28 protein-coding genes and 2 tRNA genes are annotated in these 25,103 nt (G+C 57.6%); 18 read left to right on the top strand and 12 right to left on the bottom strand.

The window, feature by feature from the left end; genetic code table 11:
- Positions 1-3: 3 nt before the first annotated feature.
- From BP758_RS09170 to BP758_RS09160, 3 genes are all read left to right on the top strand, one after another.
- Positions 4-1,587, top strand: coding sequence for a bifunctional N(6)-L-threonylcarbamoyladenine synthase/serine/threonine protein kinase (locus BP758_RS09170; RefSeq protein WP_292370573.1), 1,584 nt, complete (start codon positions 4-6; stop codon positions 1,585-1,587).
- Positions 1,584-2,144 carry an RdgB/HAM1 family non-canonical purine NTP pyrophosphatase gene (rdgB, locus tag BP758_RS09165; RefSeq protein WP_292370572.1) on the top strand — a complete coding sequence of 187 codons (561 nt, stop codon included), beginning with the start codon at positions 1,584-1,586 and terminating at the stop codon, positions 2,142-2,144. The genes BP758_RS09170 and rdgB overlap by 4 nt, the downstream gene beginning before the upstream one ends.
- 70 nt (positions 2,145-2,214) lie before the next feature.
- A complete protein-coding gene (locus BP758_RS09160; RefSeq protein ID WP_292370571.1) occupies positions 2,215-2,361 on the top strand; it encodes a 50S ribosomal protein L40e in 147 nt (48 codons plus the stop codon).
- A 49-nt stretch (positions 2,362-2,410) separates the two neighbouring features.
- Here the strand turns inward: BP758_RS09160 and BP758_RS09155 are convergent, their stop codons facing one another.
- Positions 2,411-3,061 carry a putative phosphothreonine lyase domain-containg protein gene (locus BP758_RS09155; protein WP_292370570.1) on the bottom strand — a complete coding sequence of 217 codons (651 nt, stop codon included), beginning with the start codon at positions 3,059-3,061 and terminating at the stop codon, positions 2,411-2,413.
- Between the two features lie 186 nt (positions 3,062-3,247).
- Between BP758_RS09155 and htpX the strand changes: the two genes are divergently transcribed.
- From htpX to BP758_RS09140, 3 genes are all read left to right on the top strand, one after another.
- The gene (htpX, locus tag BP758_RS09150) at positions 3,248-4,138 is read left to right on the top strand and encodes a zinc metalloprotease HtpX (protein ID WP_292370569.1); all 891 of its coding nucleotides are present in this window, start codon (positions 3,248-3,250) and stop codon (positions 4,136-4,138) included.
- 112 nt (positions 4,139-4,250) lie between these two features.
- A tRNA-Gly gene (locus BP758_RS09145) sits at positions 4,251-4,321 on the top strand.
- Between the two features lie 3 nt (positions 4,322-4,324).
- Positions 4,325-4,398: transfer RNA gene (locus BP758_RS09140), tRNA-Val, on the top strand.
- 367 nt (positions 4,399-4,765) lie between these two features.
- Here BP758_RS09140 and BP758_RS09135 read toward each other — a convergent pair.
- The 3 genes from BP758_RS09135 to ftsA all read right to left on the bottom strand — a co-directional run bounded on the left by BP758_RS09135 (position 4,766) and on the right by ftsA (position 7,314).
- Complete coding sequence (locus tag BP758_RS09135; RefSeq protein ID WP_292370568.1) at positions 4,766-4,981, bottom strand: hypothetical protein; 216 nt, start codon at positions 4,979-4,981, stop codon at positions 4,766-4,768.
- A gap of 314 nt (positions 4,982-5,295) precedes the next feature.
- Positions 5,296-5,934 (bottom strand): hypothetical protein, encoded by a 639-nt coding sequence (locus BP758_RS09130; protein WP_292370567.1) that lies wholly within the window; start codon positions 5,932-5,934, stop codon positions 5,296-5,298.
- 6 nt (positions 5,935-5,940) lie between these two features.
- Positions 5,941-7,314 (bottom strand): coenzyme F390 synthetase, encoded by a 1,374-nt coding sequence (gene ftsA / locus BP758_RS09125; RefSeq protein WP_292370566.1) that lies wholly within the window; start codon positions 7,312-7,314, stop codon positions 5,941-5,943.
- 103 nt (positions 7,315-7,417) lie between these two features.
- On the opposite strand from ftsA, the gene BP758_RS09120 reads away from it, so the two are divergent.
- The 3 genes from BP758_RS09120 to BP758_RS09110 all read left to right on the top strand — a co-directional run bounded on the left by BP758_RS09120 (position 7,418) and on the right by BP758_RS09110 (position 9,139).
- A complete protein-coding gene (locus BP758_RS09120; RefSeq protein ID WP_292370565.1) occupies positions 7,418-8,542 on the top strand; it encodes a TIGR04084 family radical SAM/SPASM domain-containing protein in 1,125 nt (374 codons plus the stop codon).
- Positions 8,543-8,648: 106 nt separating this feature from the next.
- On the top strand, positions 8,649-8,816 hold the full coding sequence (locus BP758_RS09115; protein WP_198324438.1) for a CxxC-x17-CxxC domain-containing protein: 168 nt from the start codon (positions 8,649-8,651) through the stop codon (positions 8,814-8,816).
- An 89-nt stretch (positions 8,817-8,905) separates the two neighbouring features.
- Entirely contained in the window at positions 8,906-9,139 is a 234-nt protein-coding gene (locus tag BP758_RS09110; protein WP_292370564.1) for a hypothetical protein, read from the top strand.
- Here the strand turns inward: BP758_RS09110 and BP758_RS09105 are convergent, their stop codons facing one another.
- Positions 9,140-9,730, bottom strand: coding sequence for a hypothetical protein (locus tag BP758_RS09105; protein WP_292370563.1), 591 nt, complete (start codon positions 9,728-9,730; stop codon positions 9,140-9,142).
- A gap of 302 nt (positions 9,731-10,032) precedes the next feature.
- On the opposite strand from BP758_RS09105, the gene trpE reads away from it, so the two are divergent.
- The 8 genes from trpE to BP758_RS09065 all read left to right on the top strand — a co-directional run bounded on the left by trpE (position 10,033) and on the right by BP758_RS09065 (position 17,067).
- Positions 10,033-11,583, top strand: a complete 1,551-nt coding sequence (trpE, locus tag BP758_RS09100) for an anthranilate synthase component I (protein ID WP_292370562.1) — start codon at positions 10,033-10,035, stop codon at positions 11,581-11,583.
- Positions 11,580-12,173 carry an anthranilate synthase component II gene (locus tag BP758_RS09095; protein ID WP_292370561.1) on the top strand — a complete coding sequence of 198 codons (594 nt, stop codon included), beginning with the start codon at positions 11,580-11,582 and terminating at the stop codon, positions 12,171-12,173. The genes trpE and BP758_RS09095 overlap by 4 nt, the downstream gene beginning before the upstream one ends.
- Positions 12,170-13,192, top strand: a complete 1,023-nt coding sequence (gene trpD / locus BP758_RS09090) for an anthranilate phosphoribosyltransferase (protein ID WP_292370560.1) — start codon at positions 12,170-12,172, stop codon at positions 13,190-13,192. Before BP758_RS09095 ends, trpD begins: the two co-directional genes overlap by 4 nt.
- On the top strand, positions 13,189-13,944 hold the full coding sequence (locus BP758_RS09085) for an indole-3-glycerol phosphate synthase TrpC (RefSeq protein ID WP_292370559.1): 756 nt from the start codon (positions 13,189-13,191) through the stop codon (positions 13,942-13,944). Before trpD ends, BP758_RS09085 begins: the two co-directional genes overlap by 4 nt.
- Entirely contained in the window at positions 13,935-14,513 is a 579-nt protein-coding gene (locus tag BP758_RS09080) for a phosphoribosylanthranilate isomerase (RefSeq protein ID WP_292370558.1), read from the top strand. Before BP758_RS09085 ends, BP758_RS09080 begins: the two co-directional genes overlap by 10 nt.
- Entirely contained in the window at positions 14,510-15,682 is a 1,173-nt protein-coding gene (gene trpB, locus BP758_RS09075) for a tryptophan synthase subunit beta (protein WP_292370557.1), read from the top strand. The genes BP758_RS09080 and trpB overlap by 4 nt, the downstream gene beginning before the upstream one ends.
- On the top strand, positions 15,679-16,476 hold the full coding sequence (gene trpA / locus BP758_RS09070) for a tryptophan synthase subunit alpha (protein WP_292370556.1): 798 nt from the start codon (positions 15,679-15,681) through the stop codon (positions 16,474-16,476). The genes trpB and trpA overlap by 4 nt, the downstream gene beginning before the upstream one ends.
- 66 nt (positions 16,477-16,542) lie before the next feature.
- Positions 16,543-17,067 carry a DUF333 domain-containing protein gene (locus tag BP758_RS09065; protein WP_292370555.1) on the top strand — a complete coding sequence of 175 codons (525 nt, stop codon included), beginning with the start codon at positions 16,543-16,545 and terminating at the stop codon, positions 17,065-17,067.
- Positions 17,068-17,157: 90 nt separating this feature from the next.
- On the opposite strand, the gene BP758_RS09060 is transcribed toward BP758_RS09065, so the two are convergent.
- The 3 genes from BP758_RS09060 to BP758_RS09050 all read right to left on the bottom strand — a co-directional run bounded on the left by BP758_RS09060 (position 17,158) and on the right by BP758_RS09050 (position 21,143).
- Entirely contained in the window at positions 17,158-17,499 is a 342-nt protein-coding gene (locus BP758_RS09060; RefSeq protein ID WP_292370554.1) for a hypothetical protein, read from the bottom strand.
- Positions 17,500-17,953: 454 nt separating this feature from the next.
- The gene (locus tag BP758_RS09055; RefSeq protein ID WP_292370553.1) at positions 17,954-20,002 is read right to left on the bottom strand and encodes a response regulator; all 2,049 of its coding nucleotides are present in this window, start codon (positions 20,000-20,002) and stop codon (positions 17,954-17,956) included.
- Positions 20,003-20,234: 232 nt separating this feature from the next.
- Positions 20,235-21,143, bottom strand: coding sequence for a cation diffusion facilitator family transporter (locus tag BP758_RS09050; protein WP_292370552.1), 909 nt, complete (start codon positions 21,141-21,143; stop codon positions 20,235-20,237).
- A 98-nt stretch (positions 21,144-21,241) separates the two neighbouring features.
- Here BP758_RS09050 and BP758_RS09045 point away from each other — a divergent pair, with 98 nt between their 5' ends.
- Positions 21,242-21,628, top strand: a complete 387-nt coding sequence (locus BP758_RS09045; protein WP_292370551.1) for a winged helix-turn-helix transcriptional regulator — start codon at positions 21,242-21,244, stop codon at positions 21,626-21,628.
- Positions 21,629-21,662: 34 nt separating this feature from the next.
- On the opposite strand, the gene BP758_RS09040 is transcribed toward BP758_RS09045, so the two are convergent.
- The 4 genes from BP758_RS09040 to BP758_RS09025 form a co-directional block, all read right to left on the bottom strand.
- Positions 21,663-22,205 carry a type IV pilin N-terminal domain-containing protein gene (locus BP758_RS09040; protein ID WP_292370702.1) on the bottom strand — a complete coding sequence of 181 codons (543 nt, stop codon included), beginning with the start codon at positions 22,203-22,205 and terminating at the stop codon, positions 21,663-21,665.
- 2 nt (positions 22,206-22,207) lie between these two features.
- The gene (locus BP758_RS09035; protein WP_292370550.1) at positions 22,208-22,876 is read right to left on the bottom strand and encodes a type IV pilin N-terminal domain-containing protein; all 669 of its coding nucleotides are present in this window, start codon (positions 22,874-22,876) and stop codon (positions 22,208-22,210) included.
- 259 nt (positions 22,877-23,135) lie between these two features.
- Complete coding sequence (locus BP758_RS09030) at positions 23,136-23,912, bottom strand: ABC transporter ATP-binding protein (protein WP_292370549.1); 777 nt, start codon at positions 23,910-23,912, stop codon at positions 23,136-23,138.
- Between the two features lie 12 nt (positions 23,913-23,924).
- On the bottom strand, positions 23,925-25,097 hold the full coding sequence (locus tag BP758_RS09025) for a FecCD family ABC transporter permease (RefSeq protein WP_292370548.1): 1,173 nt from the start codon (positions 25,095-25,097) through the stop codon (positions 23,925-23,927).
- Between the last annotated feature and the right edge of the window lie 6 nt (positions 25,098-25,103).

Genomic DNA, 25,103 nt, shown 5'->3' with positions numbered 1-25,103 from the left:
CCGATGCCTGCTTTTGGGCAGATTCTTGGCATTGAGGGGACAGCATGGAACCTCAGCGCCGCTCTTTTTGATACCGATCTTCTGGCACTCTGTTCGCGCCCGTACTCGCCCGCACATGGCGGGATCCACCCGCGGGAAGCGGCACAGCACCATGCTTCTGTCATAAAAGAAGTAATCGGAGAGGTCCTTACCGAGCCGGAGAAGATCACCGGCATTGCCTTCTCGCAGGGGCCCGGCCTTGGCCCCTGCCTCCGGACGGTTGCAACTGCGGCCCGGTCGCTCGCGCTCGCGCTCGATGTCCCGCTTGCCGGTGTCAATCACTGCGTGGCCCACGTTGAGATCGGGTGCTGGGCTACCGGATGCAAAGACCCGATCGTGCTCTATGCGAGCGGGGCAAATACGCAGGTCATCGGGTACCTCAACGGCAGGTACCGCATCTTTGGAGAGACGCTCGATATCGGTGTAGGCAATGCCCTTGACAAGTTTGCCCGGGCAAAGGACCTTCCCCACCCGGGCGGGCCGCTGATCGAGGCGCAGGCAAAGACCGGGACATATTTCGAACTCCCGTACACGGTCAAGGGCATGGACCTCGCGTTCTCGGGCCTTGTTTCCGCTGCAAAGGATGCAAAGATGCAGCTTCCGAATGTCTGCTGCAGTCTCCAGGAGACTGCGTTTGCCATGTGCGTTGAAGTAACCGAACGGGCACTCTCGCTGACCGGAAAAGACGAGGTGCTCCTGGTAGGGGGAGTTGGCGCGAATGCGCGGCTCCAGGAGATGCTTGCGGTCATGTGCGAAGAACGGGGCGCGAAATTTTTTGTCCCCGAGCGAAAATATCTCGGCGATAACGGCGCGATGATCGCGTACACGGGAAAACTGATGCTTGAGAGCGGGCAGGCACTTTCACTCGAAGAGTCCCGGGTCAACCCCAGTTTCCGCTCCGATGAAGTTAAAGTGACATGGAAACATGACGAGCACCGCGCTCCAGAAACGGCACAACAGGCAAGTGCTCTCCAGAGGCGCGGGGCCGAGGCCGTTGTCACGTTTAAGGACGGGAATGCAGTAAAACAGCGGCAGTCCAAGCAGTACCGGGCCCCGGCACTCGATAAAAGACTGATCGCCGAGCGGACCCGGGCCGAAGCCCGGCTCATCCATATGGCCCGCAAAGCCGGCGTCCCGACACCGGTGATCCGCGACATCACGCACGACACGATTGTCATGGAGCAGATCGCAGGAACGCTTCTTACCGAATCCCTTGGTGCAGCGCACTGCGAAGAGGCCGGCCGCGCGGCCGGCAGGCTTCATGCGGCAGGGATCATGCACGGCGACCTCACTTCGAGCAACATGATCCTGCGAACAACCGACGACAGGTGCGTCTTAATCGATTTCGGCCTCGCGCAGGTCACCACCGAGATCGAACAGCGCGGGGTGGACATCCATGTCATGTTCCAGACCCTTTCGAGCACCAACCCGGAAGAGGCCGGCGAACTCAAAACCGCATTTGCCCGGGGGTACGCAGAGACATTTACCGGTGCCGCCGAGGTACTCAAACGCGAAGAAGAGATCGAACTCCGGGGGAGATACCTGTGACCACCCTCGCATTTACCATAGTCACCAGCAACGCCCACAAGGCAAAAGAGGTTGCCGCCTTTTTTGCCGGTACGGCAACCGTCCGGCACGTGGCGCTCGAAATCCCCGAACTCCGGTCCGATGACGTTGCCGTGATCGCGCGTGAAAAGGCCCGCTATGCTTTCGGCGTCTTAAACGAGCCGCTCATTGTTGACGACACGGCGTTTTCCATCGATGCACTCCACGGGTTCCCCGGGCCGTACGCAGCGTACGTGCTCAATGCGATAGGAAACCAGGGAATCCTCCGGCTCATGGACGGCATCGCGGACCGCAGCGCCGGGTTCACGACCGCGATTGCGTATGCCGACAGCACCGGAATATACGATTTTTCCGGCACCATCCGCGGCACGATCACGACCGCACCCCGGGGCACGGCCGGGTTCGGGTATGACCCGATCTTTGAGGTTGCCGGGCGGACGCTTGCCGAGATCCCGCTCGAAGAAAAAAGCGCCATCTCGCACCGCGCCCGGGCCCTTGCCGCATTCAGGGACTGGTATGCAGATCGTCACCTGCAGTAACGAATGGGATACAAACGGTTAAAAGATCGAAGAACATTGTTATAAGGGCAGACAGGAGTGAATACATACCATGGCAAAGTTCCCCGAAGCCGAATCCCGGCTCCTCAACGTGAAAATATGCATGCACTGCAATGCACGCAATGCAATCCGTGCGACCAGCTGCCGCAAGTGCGGGTACAAGAACCTGCGGCCGAAGAACAAGGAACGAAAAGCGTAACGTTTCTTTTCTTTTTTTTTTAATATTTTTTTAGGGATTTATCCCAAACTTATGCCGAGTAATACGTAACGCGTTTCCCTTTCTGCGCATATTCCCCGGCAAAGGTTTCGAGGTTGCGCTTGTAGCCGATCCGGTCGACAAACCCGAGGGACTTTAAGTGCTCCCGCACCCGCATCACATCGGCTTCGTCAGCCCAGTCTTTGGTGTACACGTAAATGACCCTGCGGTTGTCCCGCGAGTCGGGGTTGGGTTTTGCGGTACTAACCTTCGCAGAGATCCCAAGGCTGAGGGAAACGGTCGCATCCCGGACCTTTTTCCATGCATCGTCCGCAGCGTCCGGCTCCTGGAAGATCAGCCACTTTCCCGCGTGCTCGTCTTCGATTGCTTCGGGTGCGCTGCCCGGCGCGTCCTGGACAATCCAGTACATCTGCGTGGTCCGGGACGGGACGACACCCTCCCCGGCACAGAGCAGGGCATAGATCTTTTCCACGGATTCAAAACGGCCGTTGAGTGCTTCTGCCAGCTGGGGATACTCGTTGCCGAACTTCTGGAACGTTTCGTTTAAGTCCGCAGTGAAGTCAAGTCCTCCTTCAACAAGAGCATAGAGATATTTTCCCTTTTCCTGGAGGGTCCGGGTGAGGAGATGCTCGAAGATGCCATAGGCCACATCGGCCAGAGCTTCGGAATCGACTTCTTCCATAGTGTACCCATCCGGTTTTCTGGTGAAAAATAGTTTCTGATTTTTATATCCTGCAGATCCCTTTTCGCAGTCCCGCAGTACGCCTGCGGGAAAATGTGCGACGGGGGCACCGGTTCTCCAGATATCCATGGAGCACTATGATATTCGAATGGTTTAAGAGTCTTAAAAAACGAAAATGTACCACTTATGGAATGGAAACGAGACTGGGGCCTGACGGCCCGGGTATTGCTGACGGGCTTCCTGCTCTTCGTGCTTTACCTCGTGTTCATGACGGTACTGGTACTGCTCTTCCCCTCCATCAGCATCTTTCTGATTGTGGGGCTCGCTGTGGTCATGGGCCTTGTCCAGTTTTTTTTCTCGGACAAACTGGTGCTCTGGAGCACGGGCGCACGGATCATTGCCGATGACGAATATCCCGAGCTTCGCCGCTCCGTAGAGAATCTCTGCCGCGAAGCGGATCTGCCGATGCCAAAGATTGCGATCATGCAGAGCCCGGTCCCGAATGCATTTGCAACGGGCCGGAGCCCGAAACACGCGGTGGTCGCCTGCACGGACTCCATCCTGCGCATTCTTTCAAAAGACGAGCTCGATGCGGTCCTCGCCCACGAACTCTCGCATGTCAAGAACCGGGATATCCTGACCATGACGCTTGCGAGTTTTGTCGCTATGATCGCGTCGATGATCATGCAGAGTTTCTTCTTCTCTGCACTCTTTGGCGGGAACGACCGCGAGAACGGGGGCGCATGGATTGTTGTCTGGATCCTTTCGATCATCGTGTACGCGCTCAGCACGCTCCTGATGCTCGCCCTCTCCCGGTACCGGGAGTTTGCCGCAGACCGGGGCAGCGCTCTTATCACGAGAAACCCGCGGGCGCTCATCTCGGCCTTAAACAAGATCAGCGGCCGTATGGAAGCGGTCCCGCCCGAGGCAAAGGCCAAAGTCGAGGGCGCAAATGCGTTCTTTATCATCCCGGCCCTTTCCGGAAATACGATCATGGAGCTCTTCTCCACCCACCCGCCCACGGAAAAGCGGATCGCGGCGCTCGAAAAGATCGAGGCCGAGCTTCGCGGGTACTAACTCCCCGACACTTTTTTGTTTTTCTTTTGATCGTTATCTGCGAAAACACGCGAATACCGGAGCGGAGAAGTAAGCATTAATATTCCTCCCCGCCTAAATTGTAGAGCGCAGTGCATCGATGGTCTAGAGGTATGACTTAGGCCTTCCAAGCCTATAGCCCGGGTTCGATTCCCGGTCGATGCATTCGGGCTCGTGGTCTAGCTGGCTATGACGTCGCCTTCACACGGCGGAGGTCCTGAGTTCGAATCTCAGCGGGCCCATCGCGGATAATCAGGCTTTTTTTTATAAATCAGGGCTTCCGCACGGGTAATCCGCATACCGCAAATCCCATAATTCTGGCTGCTTACGGGAAAACAAGCGCGGTTTTTCGGATTTCCAGTGGAAACAAAGGGGTATACATATGCCTCCCTGATTCCACAATAGATCGCACATGCATTGCACATGCAGTTAAGTTCCTGTACCCGGGCACGCCGGCTCTGCCTGCAGGCACAGTATCCTTACCATTCTGGTGAGGGAAAATCTGCATCCCGCAGGATACGTTACCGTCCGGGTAAGTTACTATTTAAGGAGAGGATGGGGGGAAACCCCGTACATCCGGTCCTTTACAAAAATAAAGAAAGTGTAGGGTTATGCGTTCTTCATCTTGGCCTTGGCGACGAAGCCGTCCTTGCCAATGTAGTACATGTAGCCCTTTTCCTTGGCTATCTTCTCGGAACCGACTTTCTTCTTCTTGCCGGTCTTGTTGTGCTTCATCGGGGCTGCCCAGACGTACCCGTCCTTGCCAATGAAGTACAGGAATCCCTTTTCACGCTGGATTTTTTCCTTTCCAATTTTCTGTCCCATTTAAACACCTCAAAACCCCGATTGGGTTTTGATAATGAAAGTTACCGCCTGATAATATAAAAGGTTTCCGTCGAAAGCACGTCGAAGTTCATAATTTAACCAGTTTTTTGTCGATATTTCGGGCAACAGGTCTCAAAATTGCGGCCGATTAAATCTCCGGAAATTTCTGCCCGTTTTCCGTTTAAAGCTCCATACAGTGTTTTTTTATAAAACTCCCCCGATCCGTTTAGGCAGTTTGTCCCGTCCGCTGCGCAGGTTGCCCGGCACTTCTGTCCCACCCCTGCCGCACCTCGCGGCCGGAAACCGGGGAAATACTACATCAGCGAGCCGAGCGGACCGGTCATCACCGGCACGGTCCCGCCCAGAAACGGCGACTGGTACCCTCCCGAATCCTCGATCCTCACCATAAAACTCCGGTACGCGGGAAGCGGCGATGCCGGGCAGACAAAGATCATGAACTGCTCGCCGGGCTCGAGGATATTGTTGCTGTTTGCCGACTTCATCGGGATCACATTATATTTCCCGGCAATCGTCCAGCCGGGACAGACCAGCGGCCGGGTATCCGTACGCGGGATCCTTTCCGCAGTCCCATTCGCGATCCAGACAAGATTGACCTTGTCGAAATCCACGCCGCCATCGTCCCCGATAAGGAGCGCAACATTGCTTTCCAGCGACCCCATCCGGGTGCTGTCCGGAACCGGGTACCGTACAGAAACATCGGACGGGTTGTTGTTGATTGCGGCAAAGACCGTGACCGTTCCCACGATCCGCAGGGTTTTCCCGGTTGCACCGGCAGCGGTCGGGATGAGTCCCTGATCTCCCCCGGATCCTGCCGCGGGATGGGCGGTTGCAAGAACAATGACCAGGTACACCGCGGCAATAATGACAAAGGCAAATGCGATCAGTTCAAGGACCGTCACAGCCCGTTCGTTCCATTCGTTTCCGGATATCATGGTACCTCACCGTTTGCGCCGGTCAACCAGCCTTCTCGGGCGCCCTTTCTGCCCGAAGATCAAAAGACCCCGCGGGGCTGCATACTCAAATGCCAGCACAAAAGAACCCTCCTCATACAGCTTTTTTAATCCGGGCTTGTGCCGGAAGAACCGCCCGGTAAACCGGTCTTCCACCAGCTGGCGGTCGCAGCGATCCGGATCGAAACACTCGAACCTGACCGTGAGTGTCGCCACACCCGGATCCGGGGAGATCCCCTCCGGGGAAGTAACAAACGATTCGTACTCCCCGGATATATACTCCATGCTTTCGCTCTGGAAGACCGCGGATTCAATATCCACCCGGTTGAACGGGCTGCCCGAGACCCAGACGGTCTCTGCCTCGCGCTCGGGATTGACGATCCGCATGTGCGTCCGGCCGCAGGCACACCGGTCGCGCGAGAGGACAACGGTCGTATCCTCCGTATCGTAATTAAGGAGAAGCATCCCGGACTTCCCGCCCACCGGGAGCAGGGTCGTGAGGACCGCCCGGCCGCATTCGCCGTCTTTGACAAACGACTGCATCTGCGGATCGTACACATCAAGGTGGACGAGATCCTCCGGGACATGAAGGCCGTCGATCTCCCGGCACTCCCCGCACATCGTCCCCTCGGTACTTCCGTACGTATTGTACACCGGGCATCCCCAGAGTTGTGCCAGGTACGATCGCGACTCGGGAGAAAAACTCTCGCCTCCGGCCACGAGCTTTTCAATGGATGTTTCCTCCGGCCGGATCCCTTCCGCAGAGAGTCTTCGGGCAAGCCGGAGGAGTTTATAGACGCTCCCGACAATCGAAGTGGGCAGGTAATTTTTGAGAACCCGGGCTTCAAACGTACATTTCCCGAGCGGGATGATCCCCATCCCGATCCTCTGTGCGGCAATCGTCATCGTGTTCGCCCCGACATTCATCCCGTACGAAGCGCAGACCACCACCTTGTCTTTGTCCGAGAATCCCTGCGAGACAAAACTCCGGGCATATTTTTCCGCATAGCGTTTCCAGTCCTCCCAGGTCAGGAAGAAACTCTTCGGGTTGCCGCTTGTCCCGCTCGTCTCCTGGATGGAGAAGATATCCTGCCAGTCTGCGGACAGGAAGGGAAAGCCTTCCGTTGCCGGGGGCTGGTGCTCCCGGATCGTATGCCCGGAAACGATCGGAAGACTAAGGAGATCCTCGTGGACCCGGATCTCTTTTGGGTTAATGGAATTTTCCTTAAACCAGTGCCGGTAAAACGGGGAATGCTCTGCCGCATACGAGACCGTGTACCGCACGCGTTCATCGATCAGGGCATCGAGGCTCCCCCGGTCCATGGTCTCGATCCCCGGGGAAAAATAACTCCCTTCGGCCATGAAGATGCGTTGTCGCGGCGCCTGTTATATATTGCGACAGGAATTTTTGGGGCCTGCGGGTTTAATCGTCATGACCTTCCCATAATATTCAGGAATTTTTCCCATGTACTTCCACATCATCCTCACGGACGACTGCAACCTCTGCTGCCGGTACTGCCGGGCAAAGGCATTCGAGGATGAGGAAGATCCGGATTCCGATATTCCGGTCGAGATCGACGAGCACCTCAAACCGGATCTCTCCTACGATCCGAACCTTCTCTATGGGTTCCTCAAAAAAGATCCGGACCCGACCATCACGTTCTATGGCGGCGAACCGCTCATGCGCCGCGATCTCGTGGAAAGGATGGTGCGCGAAGCCCCGGCGCGCCGGTTCATGATGCAGACAAACGCGATCCTGCTCGACAGGCTCCCGGCCGATGTGGTCAACCGGTTTACCACGATCCTCGTCTCGCTGGACGGCAGAAAAGAGCTGACCGATGGCAACCGGGGCGCGGGCGTTTTTGATACCGTCATGGCAAACGTCAAGAAGATCCGGGCAAACGGGTACACCGGAGAACTCATTGCCCGGATGACCGTGACCGAACGCACGGATATTTTCGATGCGGTCCGGTACCTTGCGGACAATCAGTACCATTCTTTTTCCTCCATCCACTGGCAGATGGACGCAAACTTTACCGGGGATTTTTCCCACCGTACATTTGCAGAATGGGCAGAAAAAAGGTACAACCCGGGGATCCGGGCGCTGGTGGACGCATGGGTCGATACCATGGAAAAAACCGGCCGGGTCCAGCGCTGGTACCCGTTCATCGATCCCATGGAAGACCTCCTGCTCGGGCGCGAAAGCCTCCTGCGGTGCGGGGCCGGGCACACGAACTATGCGATCATGACCGACGGCCACATCGCCCCCTGCCCGATCATGATCGGCATGAAACAGTATTACGTGGGCCATATCCGGGACGCAAATCCCACGACTCTTCCAAAGATCCCGGTGGGCGGCGAGTGCGAAGCCTGCGCCATCCGCACGTTCTGCGGCGGCCGGTGCCTGTACTCAAGCATTGTAAAACCGTGGAAGCCTGAGGGGCGCAGGATCGTATGCGGCACGGTCGAAAACCTGCACGATGCCCTTTTTGCCGCGCTGCCCCGGGTCAGGGAACTTATCCGGGACGGCAGGATCTCTGTCGAAGACTTTGCCCACGAGAAGTTCAACGGCTGCGAGATCATCCCGTAAACCACCCCGGACAAAAGGGCGGCAGAATCGCAGGGGATGATGCAGATGTATTTATACTCAACGGTATGATAAATGTGTGCAGATCTAAACTGCATGAGTAATACCAATGGAAAGAAAAGGATTTGGCGGCCCGAGAAATTTCGGTCCCAGAGAAATGACAAAGACAGTCTGTTCTGACTGTGGCAAAGAGTGCGAAGTCCCGTTCAAGCCGACCGAGGGCAGGCCGGTTTATTGCAGGGACTGCCTGCCCAAACACCGGAAGCCCCGCTTCTGAGTAGATAAACTTTAAAAATTTCTTTTTTTACGATCGTTTCCGTGTCCCCATCCGCGGGCATTATTACCGTACCGCCATAACAGATGCCCATGGCATCCACATGGCACGAAGCGCTCGATGCGGCAAAAAAAGCCGGTCTTCCCCAGGTCTTCCATGACTGCGATACGGAAACGTTCGGGGCCTGCCGCGAAGGCGAACCCCAGGGCACATTCAAAGGCGGCGTCTTTTCCGAGCACCGCTGCATCTGCATGCCGGCGCACCTGTCCGCAGAAGAACTCATAGAAAAAGAGAAGAAGTTCCGGGCGGAGAACCCGGACTGGTAATTACCGGTGCCGGAGCTCTTCGCGGAACCGGTGGATGAGCTCGTACATCATCATCCGGAACTCCGCGCCGACATCTTCCCAGCTCTTGGGGACGGGCGGTTCCTGTACAGGGGCCTCGTCACCGAGTACGACAACCTCGGACTTCTCGCGGAGCTTTGCCTTTGCCCAGAGATCGCAGATAATCTCGTAATAGCCGGCAAGGAGCACGATGATGAACACGATCGGCACGATCACAAACGAGAGCAGCCAGAAGTAATGGTAGATGTTGTTACCGGTGGTCGTGTCTACCCATTCGAAGATCCGGAGCACGAACGCGATGATAAAAACGCTCGCGATTGCCCTGATGACCGGCGCCGGCAGGTTCAGGGGGAAGGGGAACGCCCCGAAGATATCCGCGACAAAGATGATGATCGCGATTAAGAGCAGCAGCCAGAAGTTCAGGTCAAGGAATGCCACGCCCGAGTGGTAGAGCGGACTTTTGACATAATACGTCAGGATATTTGCGAGGACTACTACGATCAGGAAACAGAGGATCCCGATCATCCGCGAGACAAAAACCCACCCGAGAGAGTGCTGCTTGTTCGGCCACATGGTTGCTCACACAAGAGTACTTCCTAGTATTTTGTCTGCAGGGTATAAAGTCCTCATGGAGAATGCCCGGAAATCCCGGCGCAATGTGTACCCTGTCCGCTGCGCGCTGTTCTAAAACTGCACGTTTTTGTACATTGTTTTCTTTTTTGTACCAGCAATGTATAAATATGTACAATAAAAACCAGATCTAAGCGTTGGTATGGGCAATATGCCCCGTACCCTCCCGGGCAGGGAACCTTCATACACCCGGTTCCTGCCCGGGGATTCTTACGCGTACCTCGAACGAAGGTGATGACATTGGGATGGAGTCTGATACCATTTTCCCTCAAACGGAACTGAATCTCGGATACGATGAATTCCTGACCGCGGTAAGCGACCAGCCAAAGCCGCTCGTGATCCCGCTCTGCGCCGAGCTGCCGCTGCCCCGCTGTTCGCCGCTCGACATTTTCCGGAAGACCCGGGCAGGGCCCGGGTTTTTGCTCGAATCCATGGAAGGCAGCGAGAAGATAGCGCGCTACTCGTACGTGGGGCTCGACCCCGCGTGCGTAATCACGGCCGGCCGCGAAGTTACCGTCACCGGCAGCGATGCGTTCGTTGCTATCGCACAGGAGCCGGAAGGAAATAACCCGGTCGACAAGGTCCGCTCGATCCTCTCGCGGTTCCATTACATCAACCTCCGGGCGCCCCGGTTCTTTGGCGGGATGGTGGGGTACTTCTCGTACGATATCGTGCATAAGCTCTTCACGAAAGTCCCTGACTCCCGGAACGGCACGCCGCAGGAGACGCCCGATGCCCGGTTCATGCTCACCAAAGACTGCATTGTCTTCGACCACCTGGAGCGCAGACTTTTCATCTTCGCAAGCCCGTTTCTGACCTACGATTCCGATCCGGCAGAAGAATACCGGCGCAGCGCTGCACACATTGCAGAACTTGCCGGCCGGATCGCGGCGATTGAAGAAGCGGGCCCGGAGAATCCGGCACGGACCGGCATCTACAATCCCGAACATCCCGAAAAAGTTCCGGCAGTCACGGACAACACCGGCCGCGAAGCGTTCATGCACGCGGTCGAAACGATCAAGGAGCACATCGTTGCCGGGGATATCTTCCAGGCCGTACTCTCGCGGAGAATGGAGTGCGCGGTCGGGCCCGATCCGTTCCCGGTGTACGAGACGCTTCGCGGGATCAACCCGAGCCCGTACATGTATTACCTTGATTTCGGGGACGAGCAGGTTGTCGGCGCAAGCCCCGAGATGCTGGTCCGGGTAGAGAAGCGGCGGGTCACGACCGTCCCGATTGCCGGGACCCGGCCCCGGGGCCGGGACAAGAGCGAGGACAAACGGTTGGCGCAGGAGATGCTGCTTGACAAAAAAGAGCGGGCCGAGCACACGATGCTCGTCGATCTTGCCCGAAACGATGTCGGAAGAGTCTGCAAATTCGGCTCGGTCGAGGTCTCCGAATTCATGGGTATCGAGAAGTTCTCGCATGTCCAGCACATGGTCTCGACCGTGCAGGGCACGCTCATGGACCACCTTGACTGCTACGATGCGCTCAGGTCCTGTTTCCCGGCCGGCACGGTCTCGGGCGCCCCGAAGATCCGGGCCATGCAGATCATTCGCGAAACCGAGCCGGACGCCCGCGGCCTGTACGCCGGGGCGGTCGGCTACATCGGCTTTGACAAAAATCTCGAATTTGCAATTGCAATCCGGACCATGAACGTGAGAAACGGCCGGGCGTACATCCAGACCGGCGCCGGGATCGTTGCGGACTCGGTGCCCGAGAGCGAGTGGACCGAGACCGAGACAAAGGCCGCGGCCATGATGCGGGCGATCGAACGGGCTGGGGTTGCAGAATGAGTTCCCCGACCGTGCTCATCGTGGACTGCTACGACAGCTTCACGTTCAACCTGTACCAGCAGGTGGGAAAACTCGGGGGAAAACCCGTGGTCTTTCCCTGCGACACGCCGCTCGACAAACTCCGGAACATTTCCTGCGACCGGATCATTCTCTCGCCCGGGCCCGGGACTCCGGAGGACTCTGGGGTCTGCATGGACGTTCTCGCAACCATGAGCAAAACGATCCCGACCCTGGGCGTCTGCCTCGGCCACCAGGCCATCTGTACCGCGTTTGGCGGAACGGTAATCCGGTCCGGCCACCTGATGCACGGGAAGACCTCGGAGATCCGGCACAACGGGACCGGGATCTTTACCGGACTTCCCTCGCCGTTTACCGCGACCCGGTACCACTCGCTCGTGGCGGACAGGGCAACCCTTCCCCCCGAACTCGTGGTCACGGCCGAGAGCATCGACGACGGTTTTGTGATGGGCGTCCGGCACACGCAGTACCCGATCGAGGGCGTCCAGTTCCACCCGGAGAGTATTCTTTCGCACGATGGCGATGCGCTCATGAAAAATTTCCTCTTTGGCCCGCGGGCGGTGGGGGCATGAGCATGAAAGAGGCGATTGCCGCCGTGATCGCGGGGCGCGACCTGTCTCCCGCTGAGGCGGAAACGGTGATGGATGAGATCATGACCGGGCAGGCAACGCAGGCACAGATCGGTGCGTTCCTTGCCGGGCTCCGGATGAAGGGCGAGACGACGGACGAGATCGCCGCGTTTGCCCGGGTGATGCGGGCGCACGCGGTCCGGGTAACACCGCACGTTGCCGGGACGCTCGTGGACACCTGCGGGACCGGGGGAGACGGGGTGCAGACGTTTAACATCAGCACGGCCGCAGCGTTTGTCGCGGCCGGGGCCGGGGTCCCTGTCGTCAAGCACGGCAACCGGGGCGTGAGCAGCCGGTGCGGGTCGGCCGATGTCCTTGCAGCGCTCGGCGTTACCATCGGCGCCGTGCCCGCGGACAGGCTGGCAGACATTGTCGGCGAGGCGGGGATCGTCTTTCTCTTTGCGCCAGACCACCACCCGGCAACAAAATATGTGATGGCCGCACGCGGGGAGCTCGGGTGCCGGACGGTCTTTAATATTCTCGGGCCGCTGGCAAACCCGGCATCTGCGGGAGCGCAGGTGCTCGGGGTCTATGACAAAAACCTCACGGTGCCGGTGGCAGAAGTCCTGCGCCTGCTCGGGATATCCCGGGCAATGGTGGTCTATGGCTCGGGGCTCGACGAGATCACGGTCACGGGCGAGACGAGCGTGACAGAGCTCGACAGGGACCGGATCACGAATTACACGGTCACGCCGGAGCAGTTCGGATTTCTCCGGGCCGCGCCGGCCGATCTTCGTGGCGGCGACCCGGCGGAGAACGCACGCATTGTCCGTGCGATCCTTGCCGGGAAAAAAGGAGCCGCACGCGACATCGTGCTCATGAACGCCGGCGCTGCGATCTACGTGGGCGGCCGGGCCAAAACACTTGCAGAAGGGATCCGGCTCGCGGCCGACTCGGTTGATTCGGGAAGGGCGGCGGGAAAACTCGATGCGCTTGTTGCGGCAACCCGGGGTGCAGCATGATCCTTGACGAGATTGTCAGCCGGACAAAAAAGCGCGTGGAGAACCTGCCCGCAACCTTCCCGGAGCCGGAAGGGTTCCGGCACGCAAGCCTCGAAGCCGCCATCAGATCGGCGCCGCAGAAGAACCCGGTGATTGCCGAGATCAAGTGCGCATCGCCCTCCGGCGGGATTATCCGCCGGAACGTGGACATGGGAATGATGGCTGGCGTTCTTGCGGACGGCGGCTGCGTCGGGATCTCCGTTCTTACCGAGCCGTACTTCTTTGGCGGATCGGGCGCGGATATTGCAAAAGTGAAAGGCGCAGCCCAAGTCCCGGTGCTCCGGAAGGATTTTGTCGTGGACCTGCGGCAGGTAAGAGAGACCCGGGCACTCGGGGCAGATGCCGTGCTCCTCATCGCGGCAGTCCTCAAAAACCGGTTGCCGGAATTCGTTGACGCAGTGTACGCTGCCGGCCTCGAACCGCTCGTGGAAACGCACAACGCGGACGAGATCGCGCTCGCGCTCGACACAAAGGCGCAGCTCGTGGGGATCAACAACCGCGATCTTTCCACCATGACCATTGACCGCTCCACCACCCGGAAACTCTCGGAGATCGTGCGGAAAAACGGCCGGCTCGTTGTCTCCGAGAGCGGGATGCGGTCCGCGGACGATGTCCGGGAACTCCGGCCCTACTGCGATGCCTTTTTGATCGGATCGTCGATCATGGCCGACAAACGGCCGGACAAAAAACTGGAGGAATTTTTGTGCGCGTAAAGATCTGCGGGATAACGAGAGTTGAGGATGCACTCTTCGCGGAAAAGGCCGGGGCCGATGCGATAGGTGTCGTGATGTACTCGCCTACTTCGCGGCGCTCGGTCCCGGATGCGAAAGCCCGGGAAATTTTTCACGCGCTCGGGCCGTTTGTTACCCGGGTCGTTGTCACGCACACGGAATCCGAATCCGATCTCGAAAAGATTCTCGCGCTCGGGCCGGACGCTATCCAGATCTCGCACCCGTTTGTTTTTGGAAAAAACCCGGGCGTGCGGGTGCTCCGCGTGATCGGGCGCGGGGATGCCGTGCCCGCTGACTGCGATGCGGTGATCGTGGACGAGAGCATGGGAGCGGGAAAAACATTCGACCGGGACTTTGCAAAAACCGTGATGAAAACCGCAACGGTGCCGGTGATCCTTGCCGGCGGGCTCACACCCGAAAATGTCGGGGCGGCGATCCGGGAGATCCGGCCCTGGGCCGTCGATGTGGCAAGCGGCGTAGAGACGGAACCGGGAATAAAAGACCATACAAAAATCGCGGCGTTTATTCGTGCCGCACGGGAGGCATTATGACAGGAACAGGACGATTCGGGAAGTACGGCGGGCAGTATGTCCCGGAAACCCTGATGAACGCATTGATCGAACTCGAAGGAGCGTACAACGAGGCAACGCACGACAAAAAATTCACCGACGAGCTTGCAGCGTACCAGTCGGAATACGCGGGCCGGCCCACGCCGCTCACGTTCTGCGAGAATATGTCGCGTGACCTCGGCTTCAAAGTATACCTGAAGCGCGAGGATCTCGTGCACGGCGGCTCGCACAAGCTCAACAACACGCTCGGGCAGGCGCTTCTTGCAAAACGGATGGGAAAGAAACGGCTGATCGCCGAGACCGGCGCCGGCCAGCACGGGGTCGCGACCGCGATCGCCGGGGCGGCGCTCGGCTTTGAGGTCGAGGTCTTCATGGGCGAGGTGGACACGAAACGCCAGGCCCTCAATGTCTTCCGCATGGAACTGATGGGCGCAACCGTCCACCCGGTGACCTGCGGGACAAAGACCCTCAAGGACGCCACAAACGAGGCGCTCCGCGACTGGGTCGCAAACGTGAACGACACGCACTACCTGATCGGATCGGTGGTCGGCCCGCACCCGTTCCCGACAATTGTCCGAGATTTCCAGTCCGTGATCGGGCGCGAGGCCCGCGAACAGATCATGAGGAAAGAAGGAAAGATACCGGACGCGGTTGTTGCCTGCGTGGGCGGCGGCTCGAACGCGATCGGGATCTTCCACCCGTTCCTTGCCGATGATGTGGAGCTGATCGGTGTCGAGGCAGCGGGAAAGGGCCTCGATACCCCGGATCATTCGGCAACGCTCTGCGCCGGGGACCCGGGCGTGCTGCACGGCACGCTCTCGTACCTGTTGCAGGATGAAAACGGCCAGGTGCTCCCCACGCACAGCGTTGCGGCCGGGCTCGATTACCCGGGTGTCGGCCCCGAACATGCGATGCTCAGGGATTCGCACCGGGTAGCGTACCACGCGGTAAAAGATCCGGACGTGCTCACAGCATTCCGGTACCTCTCGCGAACGGAAGGGATCATCCCGGCGCTCGAATCCTCGCACGCGGTTGCGTACGTGCTCAAAAACCGGGACCGGTTCGACAAAGGGGAGATTGTCATCATCAACCTCTCGGGACGGGGCGACAAGGATGTTGCCGGGATCGCACCGGTCACGGAGGCGGCATGATGGGACGCATTGAATCGGTGTTTGAGAAAAAAGGCAAAACAGCGTTCATCGGGTTTACGGTTGCCGGCGACCCGGACAAAGAGACCTCGGTCCGGATCGCAAAGGCGCTCGTCGATGGCGGGACGGACATTCTCGAATTCGGCGTGCCGTTCTCGGACCCGGTGGCGGACGGCCCGACCATCCAGCGGGCGGACGACCGGGCGCTCGCGGCCGGCACCACGCCCGACACGATCTTTGAAATCGTCCGGGAGGTCCGGGCGTACTCACAGGTCCCGATCGTCTTCCTCACGTACTACAACACGATCTACCGCCGGGGAATCGACACCTTCTACCGCGAGGCACACGAGGCCGGGGTCGACGGGATCCTGGTCGCAGATATGCCGGTCGAGGAATCCGGAGAGGTCGTCGCGGTCGCACAGAAGTACGGGATCGATCCGATCTTTCTTGTCACGCAGACAACTTCGCCGGAACGCATGGACAGTATCGTTCGCCACGCCCGCGGGTACCTGTACCTTGTTGCGGTGCTCGGGGTCACCGGGGCGCGAAAGGAGGTTGCGCCCGAGGCGCTCGCGCTGCTCCGCCGGGTCCGCCCGCACACGAAGCTCCCGCTTGCGATTGGCTTTGGAATCTCGACGCCCGGTCACGCAAAAACCTGCCGGGATGCCGGGGCGGACGGCGTGATCGTGGGAAGCGCGATTGTCAGCATCGTGGAGAAGAATCTTCGCGACCCGGCCGCAATGGAAAACGAGCTCCGGGCGTACGTGGCAGAAATGAAAACGGCAACCGGGATCTGATTAAAACCCCACACTACTCCGATCTTATTTTAATTATGGCCGGATAAAACCTATCCGGTCATAATTATGGTTTCGAAACTTTCTGTGATTCTTGTTCTGTGCATCTGCCTCGGGGCCGGCCTGGTTATTGCCGGCTGTACCCAGCAGGCACCCACAACTGTACCAACAACGACAGCTACACCAGCCGCCCCGGCTACCACATTGGCAGGTCAGGCCGGCATGGCAAACCCGGCATCGGTCAACTGCGGCAACATCGGCGGGACCACCGAGATCAAGACCAGTGCTGACGGCAGCCAGTACGGCATGTGCTCCTTTAAGAACGGCACCACCTGCGAGGAATGGGCGCTCTTCCGCGGCGAGGGATGCCAGGCCGGCCCGTCAGTAAACCAGACACCGGCAGCACCCGCGTCCAACCAGACCGGGATTGCAAACCCTGCCTCCGTCAACTGCGTGAATATCGGCGGCAAGGTTGATATCAAGGACAGCGCGGCCGGCCAGTACGGCATGTGCACGTTCACGAACGGCACCACCTGCGAGGAGTGGGCGCTCTTCCGCGGCGAAGGCTGCAAGGCCGCGAACGTGACCGCATAAATTCCTCTTTTTTTTCTTCAGTACGATGCGCCGCTCCGGGATTATTCCGGAAGGCGGGTGCGAAAAAACGGATTATGGGTTCCGTCGGTATCAGAACTCTTCTGCAATCCCGTAGCCCCAGGCATAGAGCCGGGCCGCGGCATCGTTTTTCGGGAAGAGATCGCAGGTAAGGCCGCGGACCTGTAAGAACCGGTCCGCAACCGGAGACGAGACCGGCAGGATCTTGTCACGGATCGAGCGGTTGTTCGACCGGAGATGGAGGTAATAGACAATTCGTTTATCCTCCCCGGTCTGCGTGTGCATGTACAGGTCTTTTCCAACCTCTTTTGACCCCCGGGCCGGGTCTGCAAAACGCGGCGCCCGGTACAGGCATGTGTCGTACCGGGTGTTCACGGTCGTTTTGCGGCTGCCGTCATACAAAGTCTGTTTCATACCGTTTTTCCCTCCTTTTTTTGCCATACCCGGGACGGTTCCCCAACTTATCCCGGGCGGGCAGCATTCAGGAACGGACGTGCAATATCTGCTTTTTTTGTCGAAGTGTGAGGAGAATCCCGCATGAGGACCGGGTCATCCCCGGAGATCACATGGGTTCCCCGGTGTGATAAATATTTTCATTTTTGTAGCAAAAGGTAAGTAAAATTTTCATTTTTTGACAGACTTGCGGCAGAGGAGCCCTCCAAAAAGACGGACGTTCTGTCGTTCCGTCAGCCTGTTCCGGCAGAGTGCAAAGGGAGTACAGCGCCCGGCATCTTAAAAAAAGATCCACTTCCGGTTATCCCGGAATCCCTCCACGGGAAACCTTCCCGGGGACGGCTCACAAGGTATGCATTTTGATCCCGGTAAAAAACCGGGAAACGACCGGACAACGGCTGACAAAGAGCGGCCCTCATGGCGGCAACAGTGGCGAGGATTCACCGGCAGAGCTTTTCCGGGCCGGTACGGTCGTGAGCCGGTACGATCGCTCCGGGATCTGCATCTCGAATCGCGCACCATGCCCCGGCTCGCCGGTCTCCTTAATTGAGATATCAGTAAGGGCCAGGATTTCCTGTACAAGGTACAGACCGAGCCCGGTATTTTTCCCGTACCCGCGTTCGAATATCCGGGCCTTCTCGTCCCGGGGGACTCCTGCACCATTATCTTCATAGACAAGGGTTACCCCGGAATCGTCCTTTCGGGCGGAGATCGTGATCGCACTGACCTGATGGCCATGACGCAGGGAATTATCGATAAGATTGTAGAAGGTCTTCTCAAAGAGCGGGTCTGCATATACCTCCAGACCTTCAGCGGCAATGGTAAACCGGATGCCCGGGGCGGTGGCCTGTGCGGTTACACAACAGATAAGATCCTGGAGGTTCTGCCATACCGGTTCATGGATACCCAGTGCCTGGTAATCACGGGTAAAAAGAATGCTCCGGTAGATTGCCTGGGCTGCACATTTCTGTTTTTTAAAATACTCCTTCAGCACGGGATCGGTAATTCCTGCTTCAGAGAGTTCCATAAAACCGGTGAGAACCGTGAGCTGGTTGAGGATATCGTGCCGGGTAATGGAGTACAGGAGGTTGAGGTTCTTGTTGGCCCGGTCCAGTGCATGGGCATACCGCTCCGCTTCATTGTGCTTACTGGCAGCATGATCTTCAGAGAGTTTCCTCTTGGTGATATCATGGAAAAAGAGCTGTACGCGTGCCTGTCGGTCATTGCCGAGGGAGGATACCGTTGTCTCCAGCCAAACGGTCTCTCCACCCGGTTTTTTTACGGAAAATTCAAGAGGCAGGGCCGGGCTCGCTCCTCCGGCTGCCGCCCCGGACAATGCGGCAATAGTTTTCCCGGCGCCGTTTCCCAGGAGACTTGCAAGGGGAATCCGGACAAGGGAGTGCTGGTCCACCCCAAACATGGCACATGCTGCGGGATTACCGTAGACAATCTTCTCTCCATCATGGATGAGAAGCGCGTCCGGTAAGGTATCGACGAGGATCCGGTATTTCTGCTCGCTCTCCTGAATTAGCCGGTGACTTTGCCGGAGCTCATCCAGGGTCCGGGAGAGTACTTCTTCCGTGGCAGCAAGTTTTTTGTTATGCGAAAGAATCTCCTCATTTTTACGGGCCAGGGATTCACGGGCCAATTTATGCTCGTCAATGATCCTCTTCTGTTCCGTGATATCGTGGAAGATCTCGATTGCACCGGATATCTCCCCGTCCGGATTGTACAAGGGTGTCGCCTTCCCCCAGAAAACACGGTGTCTGCCATCCGGCAGATCCACACCGCATTCCGCCATAAGGCAGGTCGCGGAATTCTCCAGAACCGTATACCTGGTGAGAGATTGTTCGTCCGGATGCAGGATCAGGTCCACCAGCAGGGGCCGGGGTTTCCCGTAAAATGGAACTGCATAGATATATCCCCCTTTTCCCAGCATATCCGCTGCCGCAATACCGGTAAGCTCCCGGGCGGCATGGTTCCAGAGGATGAGATTCCCGGAATTATCGATAGCAAGGGTGGGATCCGGTAAAAAACTGAGAATTGTCTCCATCTGCTGGCGGGAATCCTGAACAGACTTCTCTGCCCTGAACTGCAGGTCGGCGATCCGTATCTTTGAGATGAGCTCCGCATACTGGGTTTTCGTATCCATGCCTTTCTGGAGGTAAAACGTGGCCCCGCTGTTGAGTGCCTCGATCACAATCTCTTCCCGGCCTTTTCCGGTAAAGAGGATAAAAGGGGTTTTCCTGCCGGACTCACGGAGCTTTTTCAAAAAAAGAATACCATCCATTCCCGGCATCTCATAATCGGAGACAATCACATCATAGGATGCCGACTTCATGCGGTCCAGGGCAGAAAGGGCAGAATCCGCAAGATCGACAGAGATTTCACCGGATTTTTCAAGAAAGGTTTTGCTGAGTTCCAGAAGAGCGGGTTCATCATCGACAACAAGCGTCCTGATCATTCCATCTCCACATGCTGCGTCATGATGTACTAATGAAATTTATATTATTACGAATTTTAAAAGTATTGTTATTTTATCCACGATAAGGTTAACGCAATTCAATGGATTATTCCCAAGAGGGTTGAGAAACAGCACTGCTGTTTTTTATGGGGATTTCTAAAAAAAGCGTCCGGACGGGTTTTTCTGCCATACCTTCCGGCACTGCATCCTCTTAAAAAAATGCGGGAGTATGTTAGTCCTTAAGCTCCCGGAAGACCCGGGCATCGCTGCACTCCCGGCATTCGAACTCGAGCGTCGAGTGCCCGATCCGGAACGCTTCGAGCCGGTGCCGGATCTCTGCCTTGATCGTTTCCTGGACCTCCGGGTTGCTCTCGCAGCAGTACACGTGGGCATCGAGCACGTTGATGTTCGAGCAGAGCGTCCAGAGATGGACGTTATGTACCCCGGAGACGCCGGGCACGGATTCCATTGCCGCGATCACATCGGCGACCGCCACATCCTTTGGCGCGAACTGGAGAAGGATCCGGAATGCGTCGCGGAGAATCGAGAATGACGAGACGAGGATCACGATCGCGATAACGATCCCGAGCACCGGGTCGACAACGGTCTGGCCGGTGAGCATGATCCAGATGCCGGCAACGATCACGGCAACCGATGAGAGCGTGTCGCCAAGTACGTGCAGGAACGCACTCTTTACATTGAGGTCATGGCTCCCGTGCAGGAAGTACGCGGAGGCGAGGTTGGCAAGAAGCCCGACTGTTGCGACAGCGAGCATGACGCTGCTGTTGATTGCCTGCGGGTGCGCGAACCGGTCGATTGCTTCGTAAATGATGATGCCGCTCACGCCAATGAGGAGCAGGCCGTTTATGACCGCGGCCGCGATCTCGACCCGGTGGTAGCCGAAGGTTTTTGTGGGAGTCGGGAGCCGTTCGGCAACGATCATGGCGCCAAGCGAGAGGAAGAGCGCAACCGTGTCCTGGAGCATATGGGCGGCATCGCCAAGAAGCGAGAGCGAGCCGGAGATGAGTCCGCCGATCATTTCAGCCACGAAAATGGTGGCCGTAAGTGCGATCGCAAGTTTCAGCGGTTTTTTGTGTGCGTGATCATCTGCATGATCGCGGGAGTGGTCGTGGGTGTCCATGGGGATCCTGCCGGAAGCGTATCCGGTATTTTCTGTACAGGTAGTATTTTTTTTATAGGTAATAACCAGAAAAGTTTCAGCAGGAAGAGGTAGTATCCGTGAAGAAACCGCCAGCGCCGGATGAAGAGATCTGTCTGTGCCCGCTCTTCGGGCTGCTCGATGTGGTGGCAAAGAAGTGGGCGCTTTTGATCATCGCCATTCTCGGGAACGAGGGTTCGAAAGGATTCAATGAATTAAAAAACGAACTCGGGGCAATCAGCCCGAAGACCCTCTCGGACACGCTCAAGAATCTCGAACGGATCGGTCTTGTGGAAAAGAAGATCCTGCCGACCTCGCCGCCCACGACCCGGTACCTGCTCACCAAAGACGGGACCGAACTGCGGGAACACCTGATCCCGCTCCTTGTCTGGGTGTCGGAACGGGGGGCACAGGATTTGCCGGGGTGTCCGATACGGAAGAGGAAGGGGGGATTGGGAAAATCCTAAAATCCACGGGATAAAAAAATAAGTGCTTTTTAGACTACGGCTGGATCTTCACCTCCGTTTTGGCAAAGATCCGGCCGTTTTCGTCCGCGAGCTCAAGCCAGAATGTCTTGCCCAGATTATCGGTACTGTTAAAGAAATAGGTCTTACTCGATCCGGGCTGGAGGAAATTTGCATTCTGATACGGCGGCAGAATGTATGCGATATCACCTGCCGCAAAAGATTTGGTTCCCGAATATCCTTCAGGGCGAGTCCATGCTGTTGATGTATTTCCTGTAGAATCTGTGATCATAGTTTTGTTAACCACCCAGATCATATGCTCCGCGTTTCCAAATGTTTTTGAGGGACGGATCTGGACTATTGTCGTGATTGTCGGGAGAGTGTCGCCACCCGTATGTTCAATGGTCATCCCATCGCTCTGGCTATAGACCGCCTTGATTGTCATGGTAGGTGCTTTGTCCTTTGATGAACTGAGTCCCCCGGACAATGCAGCCACAAGTGCTGCAATAATAATTGTAACAACGAGCATCAACATTACACCAACTACCGGGGACACGGCTTCTGAGCTATTTTTTTTCATTATCACCCCTCCACCGTAACCTTGTCGTCGTACAACAGCCTGCCGCTGGGGATATGGACAACCTGGACGGTAACGGTATCTCCCGGTCGCAGGACATACCAGTTCATACCAAGGAGGGATTCCATCGCATCCACGCCATCATTTCCCGATTCAAGATGATAAGAACCTGCTGTGTACTGGTACCGCGAGCTTACCGAGACACCATATCCACCAGTGGACGTGCTAAAGCCGGCCGCGGAATTATGCATCCGTGTTCCGGCCATCAGGGAATAATTCCCGAACATCTGATCAGGGTAATACGAACCGGTAAATGCGCTCTGGTTCACACCGGGGCCAAACCCAAGGGGGGAGTTGTAGGTATAACTTCCATAGTGGGTATTTCCCCCGGTAAGATTCGGGCCGGTGACCGTGGCGCCACCTCTTGTCCCGTTTACTGCTTTCCAGGATGTCATGATCTTAAGATCTTTTGTCGAGATGGCATCGCTTACGGCTTTTGTAGAGATATCAAAATAACTCCCTCCCCAGGTTCCATCATTTGCAATGTGGACTTCGAATGTTGCAGACGGACCCTTGTCAGTACTCTTGGACAGTCCCCCGGCAAACGCGCTCACCACTGCGGCAATAATGATCGTGACCACCAGCATCAGCATCACGCCAACTACCGGTGACACAGCCTCCTCGCCGCGCTTTAACCGAAAACTTCTCTCTGGATACAAACATTTCACCTCTGCCCGATGTTCATGAGAAATCCAATGATCGCGGCACCCTCCCCCATGTGGGCAGTGTATGAAGACCGCAACAATCAATAGCCTTTGATATTACATCGGTTAAAATTTGTAGCACTTTAGAATATAAAAAGTACGTTTTTTGATATTTCTGCGTGACGCTTGCATACCAGGTTCCCCGGATACCGGGTACCTGCGACCATCCTTACCCGGGAGACCGCGCCCTAAACGGCACGATAAATTTCCCGAACTCATTCTCCACCGCAAACGAATCCACGCCGTACACGGATCGGATGCAGTCCGGCGTCAGGACCTCGCAGGGCTTCCCGTGTGCTTCCATCTTCCCGCGGTTGAGCACGACAACCGTATCCGCGTACCGGTACGCGAGGTTGAGATCGTGGACGGCAACGATCATGGAGGTCTGCTGCTCGCGGGTGATCCGGCGCATCGTCTCCATCACTTCGATCTGGTACCGGATATCAAGGGCGCTCGTGGGCTCATCAAAGAGGTAAATCTTCGGTTCCTGCGCGAGCGCCCGGGCAATGAAGACTTTCTGCCGCTCGCCGCCTGAGAGCTCGTCCATGAATTTGGCGGCATGCTGTCCCATCTCAAGCGCATCGAGCGACCGCTGGACCCGGGCGAGTTCCTCGTCCGGGACCGACCACCGGATGTACCGGCGCCGGCCCATGAGAACCGTTTCAAAAACCGTGGAATAGAGCGTGTACGAAAATCCCTGCGGCACGTACCCGAGCAGCATGGCAAGCTCAATGGGCTCGATAGACCGGACATCACGGCCATCGATCGTAATTGTCCCACCGGTCACCGGGTGGATCGTGGCGATCGCCTTAATGAGCGTGGACTTGCCCGAACCGTTCGGGCCGACAAGCGCCACGATCTCCCCCGGGTGCACGGCAAACGAGACCGCGTCCAGCGCTGCCTGCGACCCGTATGTTTTGCTCACATTCTCCAGCACCAGTTCCATGCAGTTCACCCCTTAGTACAGCCCCCGTCCCCGGGCCCGCATGATCAAAAAGAGGAAGAAAATTCCTCCCAGCACGTACATGATCACGCCGACCGGGATCTCGACCGGGCTTAAAATCGTCCGGGCCGCCGTATCCGAAACAAGAAGGATCGCTGCCCCCAGGAGACCGGCGCAGGGGATGAGGTAGCGGTGGTCGTTCCCGATAAGCATACGGCAGATGTGCGGGGCCATGAGTCCGATAAACCCGATAACCCCGGTAAAGGCAAGGCAGCACGAGGCAGCAAAGGTCGAGATCATAAGCCCCGAGAGCCGGAGCCGGTTCACGTTGATGCCGAGGTTTTTTGCCACATCGTCCCCGGCCGAGAGTGCGTTTAAGTCCCAGGACATCCGTTCGAGAAGGAAAAACGGGATGAGCGTGAGCGGGATGAGGAGCAGAACCGCCCCCCAGCTCGCCCCCCACATCCCGCCCATCAGCCAGACCATGAGGTCGCGGAGCTTCTCGTTGCTCGAAATGTACTGGAGCGCCGTGATGCCGGCCGAGAAGATGTAGCCGATGACCACACCCGAGAGGACGAGCGTCGCCTGGTTGATGCCCCGGGCCCGGGAGATCGCGTACACGAGAAGCATCGAGAGCCAGCCAAAGACAAACGCCATAATGATGACAAACGAATTGCTCCCGACAAGAAGAAGCCCCCCGAGAACTGCCGGACCGATCACGATGGCAACCGCGGCCCCGAACGATGCAGCGGAGGAGAGCCCGAGCGTGAACGGGCTCACGAGGGGGTTCCGGAGGAGCCCCTGCATCACGGCCCCGGCAACCGCGAGGCTGATCCCGGTAAGGATCGCCAGAAGAATCCGGGGCAGCCGGAAGCCCACCACGATCAGTTCGGCCTGCGGGTTGGACGGTGAGGGCACGGTAAACGGGATCGCATCGTACCAGCTTCCGACCGCCGGGAGATACGCGTGCAGGAAATTCTGGATCGAGACTGCGCACGCATGGGCAACCGCAAGAACCGTATCCTCCGGTGAGATGGAGACCGTACCTATCCCGGCCGAGAGGATCGCAACCGCGATGACGAGCACCAGCAGGGCCGCAACAAGGACAATCCGGCGCCGGCTCCCCTCTTTGTACAAGGAACTGACTGATGGCTGCGGATTCCCGGGATGGCAGGACGGGTCGGGCACGGAATT

The organism is Methanoregula sp. UBA64, assembly GCF_002502735.1.
Lineage (GTDB): Archaea > Halobacteriota > Methanomicrobia > Methanomicrobiales > Methanospirillaceae > Methanoregula.
Note: the sequence above shows the minus strand (reverse complement) of the source record. Positions and strands in the feature narration are given on the sequence as shown.